The organism is Nocardia brasiliensis IFM 10847, assembly GCF_000710915.1.
Lineage (GTDB): Bacteria > Actinomycetota > Actinomycetes > Mycobacteriales > Mycobacteriaceae > Nocardia > Nocardia brasiliensis_A.
In genome coordinates, this window is the sequence record NZ_BAUA01000014.1 from 24,689 (window position 1) to 39,258 (window position 14,570).

The window sequence follows — 14,570 nt, forward strand, 5'->3', positions numbered from 1 at the left end:
TGTGGCCGCGCGTGACCACAGTGGGTCAGCTCCCCGGTGGGCTATCAGCGGCGATGATGCCGCGTAGTTGTGTGCGAGTGCTCCGTGTTTGGTTGCCGACGAGAGGTTCGTTCCAGATATGCAGCAGCACGTGCTCGTCGATGTCGATGAGACGGTCTGCGTGTCCCGGTGCGGTTGCCCGGTAGGGTTCGTGCGGTCCGGGGACCTCGTAGAGGCGCACGTGCACTCGTGCCGGGCCGGAGCCGGTGAGCGGGTCGGCGAGCTGTCCTTGGCAGTGCTCGTAGTAGCACGAGCCGACATACTGACGACCCCGCTCGGTCCTGTAGGTGGCTTCCTCGAGGAACTGCGCGTCGACCGGTTCGGGAGGGTACTGGTCGGCACCCATCTCCACGCTGACGCGGGCGAGATTGCCCTGACGTTGCCGAGTGCGGATGGCAAGGGCGCCGATCCCCGGAAGCAAGCGGGGCCCGGCAGTCATCCTGATCGTTGCCGTCTGCTGGTCGAGGTCGTGGTCGAGTAGATAGATCATCCCGCCGTCGTAATCGACCACGTCGGAAAGTCTCACCATCGGCTATACCTCTCGCTCGAGTCACATCGATGAATCCGCTCGAAATTCGGCCGGTACTCCTGCGGCCGTTGAGCGCGACCCCGCGACAGTCGGCTCGGCACAGACGACCGAGCCGCGCACCTGGTGCAGGTGCGCGGCTCGGGTAGGGGATCAGCGGGCGAAGGTGGCGGCGCGGTCGGCGAGGTCCAGGAGTAGCTGGGGGAAGACGCCGAGGATGATGGTGGCGCCTGCGCCGAAGGTGACGACGGCGGTGGTCAGGAACGGCGTCACCACGACGGGGGCGTCGGTGGGCGGGTCGGTGAAGAACATCAGGACGATGACTCGCACGTAGAAGAACGCGGCGATCGCACTGCAGATGACACCGACGATCACCAGTGGTGTGGCATCGCCGGCGGCCGCGGCTTCGAAGACCGCGAACTTGCTGACGAATCCACTGGTGAGGGGCAGCCCCGCGAAGGAGAGCAGGAACAGCGCGAACACACTGGCCAGCCAGGGGGAGCGGCGCCCGAGCCCGGCCCACTGACTGAGCGCGGTGGCTTCCTCGCCCGCGGCATCGCGCACCAGACTGACGAGCGCGAACGCGCCGAGCGTGCCGAGACCGTAGGCCACCAGATAGAACAGCACCGCGGCGACGCCCTTGGTGTTGGCGGCGACCAACCCGGTGAGGATGAAACCGGCATGGGCGACAGCGGAATACGCGAGCATCCGTTTCACGTCGGTCTGGGTGATGGCCATGACCGCCCCGACCGCCATGGTGGCGATCGCGATGGCGCCGAGCACGGGCCGCCAATCGTCGCGCAGCCCGGGCACCGCGATGTGCAGCACGCGCAACAACGCACCGACTGCGGCGATCTTGGTCGCGGCCGCCATGAACGCGGTCACCGGTGTGGGCGCGCCCTGGTACACGTCGGGCACCCAGGACTGGAACGGCACCGTGCCGATCTTGAACAGCAGCCCGACGGCCAGCAGTGCCACGCCGAGCAGCGCGAGCAGCGCGTTGTCCGGGTGTGCCGCGATGGCATCGGCGATTCCCGCCAGTTTCACGGTCCCGGCCTGTCCGTACAGCAGCGCGACCCCGTAGAGGAAGAACGCCGAGGAGAACGCGCCGAGCAGGAAGTACTTCAGCGCCGCTTCCTGGGAGAGCAACCGCTTGCGCCGCGCGAGTCCGCACAGCAGATACAGCGGCAGCGAGAGCACCTCGAGCGCGACGAACATGGTGAGCAGGTCGTTGGCGGCCGGGAACAGCAGCAGGCCGCCGACCGCGAGCAGGGTCAGCGGAAACACCTCGGTGGTCGCGATACCCGCTCGCAGCGCGACCTTTTCGCTCGCGCTGCCCGGCACCGACGAGGCCTGCGGGGTGAACGCGTCCACGCCGCGCCCGAGGGTGGCCGCGGCCGCACTCCAGGTGCCCGGCCCGCTGCGCACCGGGGCCGCCGGTCGGTCGGCACCGCGCTCGGCCATGAACAGCACGCCCAGGATCGCGACCACGAGGATGGTGCCCTGCAGGAACAGCGTCACCCCGTCGACCGCGACGGCACCGCCGATGGCGGTGGCGTTCGTGCCGGCCAGCAGGATCACCGCGACCAACGCGACGATCAGTCCGGCCAGGCTCAGCAGCGCCTGGCCGCCGAACCGGAAGCGCCGCCCGGCGAACGCCTCGACCAGCACGCTGAGCACGGCTACACCGAAGACGATCAGCATCGGCGACAGGTAGCCGTACTCGATGCTCGGCGCCGGTATGGCGGCGGCGAGCGAGGTTCCGTGGGAGGTCAGCTGACTCATTTGTGGACACCTCCGGGCTGATCGGCTTTGCCCGCTTCGGGGATGGTCGGCGCGGGATCGTGTTTGCCGATGGTCGTCAACGTCTGGCTCACCGCGGGATTGATGAAGTTCAGCACCGGTTTCGGATAGACGCCCAGGAACAGCAGCGCCGCGATGAGCGGCACCACCACCGCGAGTTCGCGCGGCACCAGGTCGTAGAGGCGCTCGTTGCCCTCCTTGACCGGCCCGGTCATCATCCGCTGGTAGAGCCAGAGCACGTACACCGCGGCCAGAACCAGCGCACCGGTCGCGACGACGGCCGCGAACTGGTAACGGCTGAATGTGCCGACCAGCACCAGGAATTCACTGACGAACGGCGCCAGCCCGGGCAGCGAGAGGGTGGCCAGTCCCGCGATGAGGAACGTGCCCGCCAGCACCGGCGCCACCTTCTGCACGCCGCCGAAGTCGGCGATGAGCCGGGTGCCCCTGCGCGACACCAGGAATCCGGCGATCAAGAACAGCGCCGCGGTGGAGATGCCGTGGTTGACCATGTAGAGCGTCGCCCCGGTCTGGCCCTGGCTGGTCATCGCGAAGATGCCGAGGATGATGAAGCCGAAGTGCGAGATCGAGGTGTAGGCGATCAACCGCATGACGTCGGTCTGGCCGATCGCGAGCAGCGCACCGTAGAGGATGCCGATCACCGCGAGCGTGATCACCAGTGGCGCATAGGTGTCCGAGGCGCCAGGGAACAGCATCAGGCAGTAGCGCAGCATGCCGAAGGTGCCGACCTTGTCGACCACCGCCATCATCAGCACCGCGCTCGACGGTGTCGCGGCGACCGCGGCGTCGGGCAGCCAGGTGTGCAGCGGCCACAGCGGCGCCTTCACCGCGAACGCGAACATGAACCCGAGGAACAGCGCGTTGAGCACCGCCGGCGCCGCGCCGAGCTGGCCGGAGTTCGCGGCGGCCACCACGACGCGGAAGTCGAAGGTGCCCGAGCCGTCCGCGCCGAGCCCGTCCCGCGCGGTGACCACGTACAACCCGATCACCGCGGCCAGCATGATCAGGCCGCCGAACAGGTTGTACAGCAGGAACTTCACCGCGGCACGCGAGCGCTGCTGCCGCAGCTGCGCGTCGGCCGACCGGGGCCCGAAGCCGCCGATCAGGAAGTACATCGGGATGAGCATCGCCTCGAAGAACACGTAGAACAGCAGGATGTCCAGCGAGACAAAGGAAATCAGCACCATCGCCTCGACCAGCAGGGTGAGCGCGACGTAGGTGTGCGCGACCCGGCGGCCGCTGCCGACCTCGCGGTCGTCGCGCCAGCCCGCCAGCATCAACAGCGGCACCAGGGCCGTGGTGAGCAGCACGAGGACCAGTGCGATCCCGTCGAGACCGACGGTGTAGCCCGCGCCGAACGCCGGGATCCACTCGTGGTCCTCGACGAATTGGTATTGCGCCCCACCGGGATCGAAGCGCACGGCGAGCACCACCGCGAGGATCAGCACCGCCACCGACACACTCAACGCGAGTATCCGCGCGAGCAGCCGCTGCCCGGCGGGCAGCACCAGCACCACCACCGCGCCGAGAACGGGCGCCAACCACAGGATGGTCAACCAGGGAAAGTCCGTCACCACAACCTCACCGCCAGCAGGGCGGCAGCCACCAGGGCCGCGCCGGTGGACATGGAAACACGGGGCCCGAGCAGCGCGGGCATCGGACGCGACCACGCCGGGATCCAGGGATAAATGCTCACCACAACCTCACCGCCAGCAGGGCGGCGGCGACCAGGGCCGCGCCGGTGAACATGGAAAGGGCGTAGGAGCGCACGAACCCGGACTGCACCCGGCGGATGCGTGCGGACAGGCCGCCGATCAAAGCCGCTGTGCCGTTGACGATTCCGTCGATGCCCCGGTTGTCGAGGAAGACCAGCGCGCGGGTCAGGTAGCCGCCGGGTCGCATGAAGGCTGCCTCGTTGAGCGCGTCACCGTAGAGGTCCTTGCGGGCCGCGACGGTCAGCGCGGACACGGCCTGCGGTGCGGTCTCGGGGATCGTGCGCTGCGCGTACTGGTAGTAGGCGAAGCCCACGCCGGCCGCGACCACGACGAGCGCGAGTGCGGTCACGACGGCCGCCGGGACGGTCTCCTCGCCGTGATGGGCGCCGACCACCGGTTCCAGCCAGTTCGGCAGCGCGGAACCGAAGACGAACAGACCACCGGCGGCGACCGAGCCGAAGGCCAGCAGCACCATCGGTCCCGTCATGACCGCGGGTGATTCGTGCGGATGGGTATCGGGTTTCCAGCGCCGTTCGCCGAAGAACGTCATGAGCATCACCCGCGTCATGTAGAACGCGGTGAGGCCCGCGCCGAGCAGGGTCACCGTGCCGAGCACCACACCGCTGGCGCCGCCCTGGTTGAACGCCACCTCGATGATCTTGTCCTTGGAGAAGAACCCGGCGAACGGCGGCACCCCGATGATCGCCAGATAGCCGAGCCCGAAGGTGATGTAGGTGACCGGCAGCAGTGTGCGCAAGCCGCCGTAGCGGCGCATATCGGTTTCGTCGTCCATCGCGTGCATCACCGAACCGGCGCCGAGGAACAGCACCGCCTTGAAGAAGCCGTGCGTGAGCAGATGCATGATGGCGAACGCGTAACCGGCCGGTCCGAGCCCCGCGGCCAGCATCATGTAGCCGATCTGGCTCATGGTGGACGCGGCGAGCGCCTTCTTGATGTCGTCCTTGGCGCAGCCGATGATCGCACCGAACAGCAGCGTCACCGCGCCGACGAGGACCACGCCGAGGCGCGCGTCCGGCGACAGGTCGAAGATCGGGCCGGAACGGGTGATCAGGTAGACACCGGCCGTCACCATGGTCGCCGCGTGGATGAGCGCCGACACCGGAGTCGGGCCCTCCATCGCGTCGCCGAGCCAGGACTGCAGCGGCACCTGCGCGGACTTGCCGCACGCGGCGAGCAGCAGCAGCAACCCGATCGCGGTGAGCGTGCCCTCCCCGGCCTGCGGCGCCCCGGCGAACACGGTGCCGAAGTCGATCGAGCCGAAGGTCGCGAACATCACGAACATGGCGATCGCCAACCCCATGTCACCGACCCGGTTGACGACGAACGCCTTCTTGGCCGCCGTTGCCGCCGAAGGCTTTTCGTGCCAGAACCCGATCAGCAGGTAGGACGCCAGGCCGACGCCCTCCCAGCCGAGATAGAGCACCAGGTAGTTGTTCGCCAGCACCAGCAGCAGCATGGCCGCGAGGAACAGATTGAGGTAGGCGAAGAATCGGCGTCGCGCCGGATCGTCGGCCATGTAACCGATGGAGTAGATGTGGATCAACGAGCCGACGCCGGTGATCAGCAATGCGAAACACATCGACAGCTGATCGAGCTGCAAGCCGAAGTCGACCTGCAACCCCGCGACCGGCGCCCACTGGAACAGCTCGGTGTGCACCGCGCGCTGGTCGCCGTCGCGACCGAGCATGCCGAAGAACGCGATGCCCGCGACCACGAACGACCCGAGCGCCAGCGCGGTGCCGAGCAGGTGACCCCATTTGTCGCTGAACCGTCCACTCAGCAGCAGGATTACGGCGCCGGCGAGCGGCAGTGCTGGCAGCAGCCAGAGTGCTGTGGTGTCCATGTCAGAACTTCAGCAGGTTGGCGTCGTCGACCGAGGTCGAGCGGCGGGCACGGAAGATGGTCATGATGATGGCCAGGCCGACCACGACTTCGGCCGCCGCGACCACCATGGTGAAGAACGCGAACACCTGCCCGTCCAGGTTCGCGTGCAACCGGGCGAAGGTGACGAACGCGAGGTTCACCGCGTTGAGCATCAGCTCGATGCACATGAACACCACGATGGCGTTGCGCCGCAACAGCACTCCCGCCGCGCCGATGGTGAACAGCAGGGCCGACAGAAACAGGTAGTTCTCCGGATTCACCGCTTGCCTTCCTCGTCGCTCGGGTTCTCGGCGCCGACCGAGATGACGGCCGCCTCGGTCAACGCCCGGGTGCGGCGGTGCCGCAGGATGGTGCTGACCGAGAGTTCCTCGAAGGAGCCGTCGGGCAGCCGGGCCGGGATGTCGACCGCGTTGTGCCTGGCGTACACGCCCGGGGTGGGCAGCGGGGTGGGCCGGTGCCCGGCCTCGCGGAAGCGGCGGATCGACATCTCCCGCTGCCCGATTCGCGGCCCGAACTGTTCGCGGTGCGCCAGCACCATCGCGCCGATGGTGGCGGTGATGAGCAGCGCGCCGGTGAGCTCGAACGCCCACACGTAGCGGACGAAGATCAGCTCGGCCAGTTCGCCGATCACGTCGCGCCCGGCGAAACCCGTGGCCGGGAAGGTGATTCCGGAATCGCGGATACCGCGGGCGATGCCACTGATCAGCAGCAGCCCGAAGCCGAGGCCCACCGCGGCCGCCGCGAGCTGCTGGCCGCGCAGGTTCTCCTTCAGCGATTCCGCGGAGTCGACGCCGACCAGCATGAGCACGAACAGGAACAGCATCATGACCGCGCCGGTGTACACCACGATCTGCACCACGCCGAGGAACAGCGCGTCCTGCGCCATGTAGAACACGGCCAGGATCACCATCGTCGCGGCCAGGCAGATCGCGGAATGCACCGCCTTGCGGGCGAACACCATGCCCAGCGCGCCGGCGGTGGCCAGCGGGGCGAGCACCCAGAAGTTCACCGCTTCGCCGGTGGAGGTGCGGGTGAGCGGCTCTGCGGCAAGGATGAATTCGTTCACCGCGCCCCTCCTTCCACGCCCGCGACGGCGGGCTGTTTCGGACTGTCGGAGCCGTCGACCGCGTGCGCCCCATTGGTTTCCGACGCGTTGCCCGGCACGTTGCCCCGGTAGTAGTCGCCCTCGTCGCTGCCCGGGTACATCGCGTGCGGCGGCGCGGTCATGCCGGGCTGCAGCGGCGCGAGCAGGCGGTCCTTCTCGTAGATGAGGTCGGCGCGGTTGTCGTCGGTCATCTCGTAGTCGTTGGTCATGGTCAACGCACGGGTGGGGCACGCCTCGATGCACAGCCCACAGCCGATGCAGCGCAGGTAGTTGATCTGGTAGACCTGCCCGTACCGTTCCCCGGGGGAGAAGCGGGCCGTCTCGGTGTTGTCCGCGCCCTCGACGAAGATCGCGTCGGCGGGACAGGCCCAGGCGCACAGCTCGCAGCCGATGCACTTCTCCAGTCCGTCCGGGTGCCGGTTGAGCTGGTGGCGCCCGTGATAGCGCGGCGCCGTCGGCACCTTCTGTTCCGGATAGAACTCGGTGTTGGGCTTTTTGAACATGGTCGCTGCGGTGACGGCGAACCCGGCCAGCGGATCGAGCAGGCCCGCCTTGGCGGGTTCGCGTGGACGCTCGGGCAGCGGCGGAGTCGGGAAGCCCAGGAACACGGCTGAATCCGGCGCGGGCACAGCGGGTTCCGGCTCGGCCGGGGGCGCCGCCCCGCCTCGGCGTCCGGCGCGCAGGAACAGGCCGATCATCAGCCCGGAGATCAACAGACCACCGATCACCAGGAACGGCGTCTGCACCTGGTAGCCCTCGGCCTGCAGCACGCGGGCGGTGGCGACCAGCATCACCCACAGCAGCGAGGTCGGGATCAGCAGCTTCCAGCCCAGGTTCATGAACTGGTCGTAGCGCAGGCGGGGCAGGGTGCCGCGCAGCCAGATGAACACGAACAGGAACATCCACACCTTGGCGGTGAACCACAGCACCGGCCACCAGCCGCTGTTCGCGCCGTCCCACATGTTCAGCGGCCACGGCGCGTGCCAGCCACCCAGGAACAGGGTGGTGGCGAGCGCGGAAACCGTTGCCATGTTGATGTATTCGGCCATCATGAACATGGCGAACTTCAGCGAGGAGTACTCGGTGTGGAAGCCACCGACGAGTTCGCCTTCGGCCTCGGGCAGGTCGAACGGCGCCCGGTTGGTCTCGCCGACCATGGAGACGCAGTAGATGAGGAACGAGGGCAGCAGCAGGAAGACGTACCAGGTGCCCTCCTGCGCCTCGACGATGCCGGAGGTGGCCATGGTGCCGCCGAGCAGGAACACGGTGGCGAAGCACAGCGCCATCGCGATCTCGTAGGAGATCACCTGCGCGGTCGAACGCAGCCCGCCGAGCAGCGGATAGGTCGAGCCCGACGACCAGCCCGCGAGCACGATCCCGTACACCCCGATCGAGGTGATCGCCAGGATGTAGAGCACCGCCACCGGCAGGTCGGTCAATTGCAGGGCGGTGCGGTGCCCGAGCACCGACACCTCGGGCCCGAACGGGATCACCGCGAACGCCATCACCGACGGGATCAGCGAAATGACCGGCGCCAGAATGTAGATCGGCTTGTCCACGATGGCGGGGACGATGTCTTCCTTGAGCGCCATCTTCACGCCGTCGGCGATGCTCTGCAACATCCCGTACGGGCCGATCCGGTTCGGGCCGATGCGCATCTGCATGCGCGCCACGATCTTTCGTTCCGCGACCACTGCGATCATCGGGGTGAGCAGCAGGAAGACGAAGATGGCGAGGGACTTCGCGATCACCAGCCACAGTGGATCGTGGCCAAAAAGACTGAGGTCACTCATGGCGGTGCTCCTTCATCCGCTCGTCGGCGCGCCGCAGGGTGACGATGCCGCCGGGCTGGGTGGCCAATTGTTCGGCGATCGCGCTGCCGGGTGAGTGTTGCGGCACCCAGACCACCCGGTCGGGCAGGTCGCTGATCATCAGGGGCAGCGTGATGCTGCCGTGTGCGCTGGCGACGGTCACCAGATCGTCGGTGACCGCGCCGATTTCGGCCGCCGTGGTGGCGGACAGCCGGGCCACCGCCGGGCGGGCGATGCCCGCGAGGTTGGGTTCGCCGTCCTGCATCCGGCCGTCGTCGAGCAGCATCCGCCAGCTGGCCAGTACCGCGGTGCCCGGTGCCGGCTGAGTCAGCGGGTGCGGCCGATGCGCGGGCGCGGCGACCGGCGCCCCGTCCCATCCGCCGAGTTCGGCGAGTTCGGCACGCGCGGCGTCGATGTCGGGCAGGGCGAGCCCGACCTTCATCTCCTCCGCGATGGCTTGCAGCACCCGTTGATCCGAGAGCGGCGCGGTCTGGCGGCGCACCATGTCGTCGCCGAGCGCCGCCGCGAACGGACGCGCTCTGCCCTCCCAGGTGAGGAAGGTGCCGGCCTTCTCCATCGCGGTGGCCACCGGGAAGACCACGTCGGCGCGCTCGGTCACCGAGCTGTGCCGCTGTTCCAGGCTCACCACGAACCGGGCCGCGTCGATGGCGGCGAGGGCGCCGGCCGGGTCCGGCAGATCGGTGACGTCCACGCCGCCGATCACCAGGGCACCGAGACCTGGCGCGGCCTCCAGGATCGCCGCGGTGTCTCGGCCCGGCGTAGCCGGCAGGTCCGCCACATTCCAGACGGCCCGAACCTGTTGCCGGGCAAGCGGATCGACGACCGGCCGACCGCCGGGCAGCAGGGCGGGCAGCGCGCCCGCCGCCACCGCGCCGCGTTCACCGGCCCGCCGCGGCACCCAGGCCAGCGCGGCCCCGGTCTCGTCGGCGAGGCGAACCACGGCGGAGAGCGCACCCGCGATGCCTGCCATCCGCTCGCCCACCATGATCACCGCGCCGGGTGCGCGCAGCAGCCGTGCGAGGTCCGCGAGTTGCGCGGGATCGGTTCCCGGCGTGCCGTTTTCGCCGCCGCGGACGGCGTCGAGCAGATGGGGTTCGGCGCCGGGCATGGCGCGCACGAGCTTGCCCGCCATCCGCTCCAGGCCGCGGGAGGCGAACGGGGCGAGCGAATAGATCGGCAGGCGGCGACGCCGCGCGGCCTTGCGCAACCGCAGATAGACGATCGGCGACTCTTCCTCGGGCTCGAATCCGACGAGCAGCACGACCGGCGCGGTCTCGAGGTCGTCGTAGGTGACCGTCATGCCCTGTCCGGCGACGCGGGCGGCGAGGAAGTCTGCCTCCTCCGCCGAGTGGGCCCGGGCCCGGAAGTCGATATCATTGGTGCCCAGCGCGATTCGGGCGAATTTGGCGTAGGCGTAGGCGTCTTCCTGGGTGACCCGGCCGCCGACCAGTACGCCCGCGCTGCCGTGCGCCGCGGCCAAGCCTTCCGCGGCCGCGGCGAGCGCCTCGGACCACGACGCGGGGGCCAGGTTGCCGTCCCAGCCGCGGACCAGCGGGGTGGTGAGGCGGTCGCGTTCGGTGGCGTAGGCGAAGGCCCAGCGCCCCTTGTCGCAGTTCCATTCCTCGTTGACCTGCGGGTCGTCTCCGGCCAGGCGGCGCAGCACCTTGCCGCGCCGGTGGTCGGTGCGCTGGGCGCAGCCGGAGGCGCAGTGCTCGCACACATTCGGGCTCGACACCAGGTCGAAGGGCCGGGCCCGGAACCGGTAGCTGGTACCGGTGAGCGCGCCGACCGGGCAGATCTGCACGGTATTGCCGGAGAAGTAGGAATCCAGCGGTTCGGCCTGCGCGGTGCCGACCTGTTGCAGCGCACCGCGTTCCAGCAGTTCGATGAACGGGTCACCGGCGACCTGCTGGGAGAATCGCGTACACCGCGCGCACAGCACGCAGCGCTCCCGATCCAGCAGCACCGCACTGGACAGCGGAATCGGCTTGGGATACGTGCGCTTCTCGCCCTCGAACCGGCTCTCGGCGCGGCCGGTGGACATCGCCTGGTTCTGCAGCGGGCACTCACCGCCCTTGTCACAGACCGGGCAGTCGAGCGGATGGTTGATGAGCAGCAGCTCCATCACGCCCTCCTGCGCCTTGTCCGCGACCGGCGAGGTGAGCTGGGTCCGCACCACCATGCCGTCGGTGACGGTCATGGTGCAGGAGGCGACCGGCTTACGCTGACCCTCGACCTCGACGATGCACTGACGGCAGGCGCCGACCGGATCGAGCAGCGGGTGATCGCAGAAGCGCGGGATCTGGATGCCGATGAGCTCGGCGGCCCGGATCACCAAGGTGCCCGCGGGCACGCTCACCGTCGTGTCGTCGATGGTGACCGACACCAGATCCGCGGGCACGGCTACCGGTGCGCTCTTGTTCTCGGCCGCGGAAACACCCGTCACCCGGCCGCCACCCCGCATCGAATCACTCTGTGATGCAGGCCCACCCGCCGCCCGGCCGCCACCCCTCATCGAATCACTTTGTGATGCAGGCCCACCCGCCGCCCGGCCACCACCCCTCATCGAATCACTCTGTGATGCAGTCATTTAGGCCTCCTTTGCCCACGCGGTGGACCGCGCCGGGTCGAACGGGCAACCGCCGAGCCGCAGATGATCGACGTACTCGTCGCGGAAGTACTTCAGCGACGAGATGATCGGGCTGGCCGCGCCGTCACCGAGCGCGCAGAACGACTTGCCGTTGATGGTGTCGCTGATGTCGAGCAACTTGTCCAGGTCGGCCTCGGTGCCGCGGCCCTGCTCGAGCCGTGCGAGCAGTTGCACCAGCCAGTAGGTGCCCTCGCGGCAGGGGGTGCATTTGCCGCAGGATTCGTGCGCGTAGAACTCGGTCCAGCGCAGCACCGCGCGCACGACACAGGTGGTTTCGTCGAAGATCTGTAAGGCCTTGGTGCCCAACATGGATCCGGCGGTGGCGACGCCCTCGTAATCCAGTGGCACGTCGAGGTGGGCCGCCGTGAACAGCGGTGTGGACGACCCGCCCGGCGTCCAGAACTTCACCTCGTGACCGTGGCGCACACCGCCGGCGTAGCCGAGCAGTTCGCGCAGCGTGATGCCCAACGGCGCTTCGTACTGGCCGGGACGATGCACGTGACCCGAGAGCGAGTAGAGCGTGAAGCCCGGCGACTTCTCGGTGCCCATCGCGCGGAACCATTCCGTGCCGTGCAGGATGATCGAGGGCACGCTGGCAATGGATTCGACATTGTTCACCACGGTCGGGCAGGCGTAGAGCCCGGCGACGGCGGGGAACGGCGGCCGCAATCGGGGCTGGCCGCGGCGGCCTTCGAGGGAGTCGAGCAGCGCGGTTTCCTCACCGCAGATGTAAGCACCCGCACCCGCGTGCACGATGAGTTCGAGGTTGTAGCCGGAGCCGAGGATGTCGTTGCCGAGAAAGCCTGCCTCGTAGGCCTGTGCGACGGCGGCCTGCAGGCGGCGCAGCACCGGCACCACTTCGCCGCGCACATAGATGAACGCGTGCGCGGCGCGGATGGCGTAGGCGGCGATGACGACGCCCTCGATCAGCGCGTGCGGACTCGACAGCATCAGCGGAATGTCTTTGCACGTACCGGGTTCCGACTCGTCGGCGTTGACCACCAGGTAGTGCGGTTTGGTGACGCCGTCGGGGCCCGGGCCCTGCGGGATGAAGCTCCACTTCATGCCGGTGGGGAAGCCCGCACCGCCGCGGCCGCGCAGTCCGGCGTCCTTGACGGTCTGGATGACGTTGTCCGGCTGCATCGCCAGCGCCTTGCGCAGCGCCTGGTAGCCGTCGTGGCGGCGATAGGTGTCCATCGTCCAGGACTGCGGGTCGTCCCAGTACCGGGTGAGCACGGGGGTCAACGTCATGTCAGGCCTCCGAATCCTGTTGCAGCACCGAGGTTTGCGCGGGATCGGGGGCGGCCATGCGTTGCTCGCGCGCGACTTCCAATCCGGCCAGGGTGGCCGGGCCCGCCGCGCCGTCGAGCACGCCGGGCCGCTCGTCCGGGAAGCCGGCGAGGATGCGCGCGGTCTCCTTGAACGTGCACAGCGGCGCGCCCCGGGTCGGCGTCACCTGCTGTCCCGCGCGCAGCGCGTCGACGAGGGCCTGCGCCGATTCGGGGGTCTGATTGTCGAAGAATTCCCAGTTGATCATGATCACCGGGGCGAAATCGCAGGCCGCGTTGCACTCGACGTGCTCGAGGGTGATCTTGCCGTCTGCGGTGGTGTCGCCGTGTGCGATGCCGAGATGCCGTTCGAGCGCGGCGAGGATGGCGTCGCCGCCCATCACCGCGCACAGCGTGTTGGTGCACACGCCGACGTGGTAGTCGCCGGTCGGGGTACGCCGGTACATCGAATAGAAGGTGGCGACGGCGGTGACCTCGGCGCCGGTCAAACCCAGCTGGTCGGCACAGAAGTCGATGCCGGTGCCGGTGACGCAACCCTCCTCGGCCTGCACCAGATGCAGCAGCGGCAGCAGGGCCGAGCGTGGCTCCGGATAGCGGGCGATGATCTGCTTGGCGTCGAGTTCGAGCCGCTCCCGGATGAACGGTTGGAACGGTTCGGGACGCGTGCTGAGCTTCAAAACAATTTCTGACCCGCCCGTCACCCGGCCACCACCCCTCATCGAATCGCTGCGCGATGCTTCTGTCATCGGTCTACTCCGCCCATCACGGGGTCGATGCTGGCGACCGACGCGATGACGTCGGCGACCATGCCGCCCTCACAAGTCGCCGCCACCGCTTGCAGATTGGTGAACGAGGGGTCGCGGTAGTGCACCCGGAACGGCCGGGTGCCGCCGTCGCTGACCATGTGCACGCCGAGTTCGCCGCGCGGCGATTCCACGGCGGTGTACACCTGCCCCGCCGGCACCCGGATGCCCTCGGTGACCAGCTTGAAATGGTGGATCAGGCCCTCCATCGAGCTGCCCATGATTTTGCTGATGTGCTTGGGGGAGTTGCCGAGTCCGTCCGGGCCGAGCTGCAGATCGGCGGGCCAGGCGATCTTCTTGTCGTCCACCATCACCGGGCCGGGGCGCAGCTTGTCCAGGCACTGCTCGACGATCTTGAGCGACTCCTTCATCTCGTCCACCCGGATCACGTAGCGGCCGTAGCAGTCACAGCCCGTGGTGGTGGGGATGTCGAATTCGTAGTTCTCGTACCCGCAGTAGGGCTGGGCCTTGCGCAGGTCGTGCGGCAGGCCGGTGGCGCGCAGCACCGGACCGGTGATCCCCAGTGCCATGCAGCCCTGCAGATCGAGGTAGCCGATGTCCTGGGTGCGGGCCTTCCAGATCGGGTTGGCGGTGAGCAACTGCTCCATGTCGCGCAATCGTTTCGGCATGAGCGCCAGCAGTTCCCGGACCTTGGTCACGCCGTCGTCGGGCAGATCCTGGGCCAGGCCGCCGGGACGGATGTAGGCGTGGTTCATCCGCAGGCCGGTGATCGTCTCGAAGACGTCGAGGATCAACTCGCGTTCCCGGAAACCGAACAGCATCGGGGTCAGCGCGCCCAGTTCCATGCCGCCGGTGGCCAGCGCCACCAGGTGCGAGGAGATGCGGTTGAGTTCCATCAGCATGACGCGAATGATGTTGACC

General features: G+C 68.4%; 12 protein-coding genes. All 12 read right to left on the minus strand.

Annotated elements, in window-relative coordinates:
• Nucleotides 1-25: 25 nt before the first annotated feature.
• On the minus strand, nt 26-568 hold the full coding sequence (locus NBRGI_RS03410; RefSeq protein ID WP_029892782.1) for a hypothetical protein: 543 nt from the start codon (nt 566-568) through the stop codon (nt 26-28).
• A gap of 150 nt (nt 569-718) precedes the next feature.
• A complete protein-coding gene (nuoN, locus tag NBRGI_RS03415) occupies nt 719-2,350 on the minus strand; it encodes an NADH-quinone oxidoreductase subunit NuoN (RefSeq protein WP_029892783.1) in 1,632 nt (543 codons plus the stop codon).
• Nucleotides 2,347-3,963, minus strand: coding sequence for an NADH-quinone oxidoreductase subunit M (locus NBRGI_RS03420; protein WP_029892784.1), 1,617 nt, complete (start codon nt 3,961-3,963; stop codon nt 2,347-2,349). Before NBRGI_RS03420 ends, nuoN begins: the two co-directional genes overlap by 4 nt.
• Nucleotides 3,960-4,085: a hypothetical protein gene (locus NBRGI_RS49570; protein ID WP_267467398.1), complete on the minus strand. Its 126-nt coding sequence runs from the start codon at nt 4,083-4,085 to the stop codon at nt 3,960-3,962. The genes NBRGI_RS03420 and NBRGI_RS49570 overlap by 4 nt, the downstream gene beginning before the upstream one ends.
• On the minus strand, nt 4,082-5,968 hold the full coding sequence (gene nuoL / locus NBRGI_RS03430) for an NADH-quinone oxidoreductase subunit L (protein ID WP_029892785.1): 1,887 nt from the start codon (nt 5,966-5,968) through the stop codon (nt 4,082-4,084). Before nuoL ends, NBRGI_RS49570 begins: the two co-directional genes overlap by 4 nt.
• A 1-nt stretch (nt 5,969) precedes the next feature.
• Entirely contained in the window at nt 5,970-6,269 is a 300-nt protein-coding gene (nuoK, locus tag NBRGI_RS03435) for an NADH-quinone oxidoreductase subunit NuoK (protein ID WP_029892786.1), read from the minus strand.
• Nucleotides 6,266-7,075: an NADH-quinone oxidoreductase subunit J gene (locus NBRGI_RS03440; protein WP_029892787.1), complete on the minus strand. Its 810-nt coding sequence runs from the start codon at nt 7,073-7,075 to the stop codon at nt 6,266-6,268. Before NBRGI_RS03440 ends, nuoK begins: the two co-directional genes overlap by 4 nt.
• Entirely contained in the window at nt 7,072-8,907 is a 1,836-nt protein-coding gene (nuoH, locus tag NBRGI_RS03445) for an NADH-quinone oxidoreductase subunit NuoH (RefSeq protein WP_029892788.1), read from the minus strand. The genes NBRGI_RS03440 and nuoH overlap by 4 nt, the downstream gene beginning before the upstream one ends.
• A complete protein-coding gene (locus tag NBRGI_RS03450; protein ID WP_029892789.1) occupies nt 8,900-11,410 on the minus strand; it encodes an NADH-quinone oxidoreductase subunit G in 2,511 nt (836 codons plus the stop codon). Before NBRGI_RS03450 ends, nuoH begins: the two co-directional genes overlap by 8 nt.
• A 126-nt stretch (nt 11,411-11,536) precedes the next feature.
• A complete protein-coding gene (gene nuoF, locus NBRGI_RS03455; RefSeq protein WP_029892790.1) occupies nt 11,537-12,847 on the minus strand; it encodes an NADH-quinone oxidoreductase subunit NuoF in 1,311 nt (436 codons plus the stop codon).
• 1 nt (nt 12,848) lies between these two features.
• Nucleotides 12,849-13,604 carry an NADH-quinone oxidoreductase subunit NuoE gene (gene nuoE / locus NBRGI_RS03460; protein WP_029892791.1) on the minus strand — a complete coding sequence of 252 codons (756 nt, stop codon included), beginning with the start codon at nt 13,602-13,604 and terminating at the stop codon, nt 12,849-12,851.
• A 23-nt stretch (nt 13,605-13,627) separates the two neighbouring features.
• Nucleotides 13,628-14,570 (minus strand): NADH-quinone oxidoreductase subunit D (locus tag NBRGI_RS03465; RefSeq protein WP_029892792.1); only part of this gene is annotated, 943 nt, incomplete at its 5' end.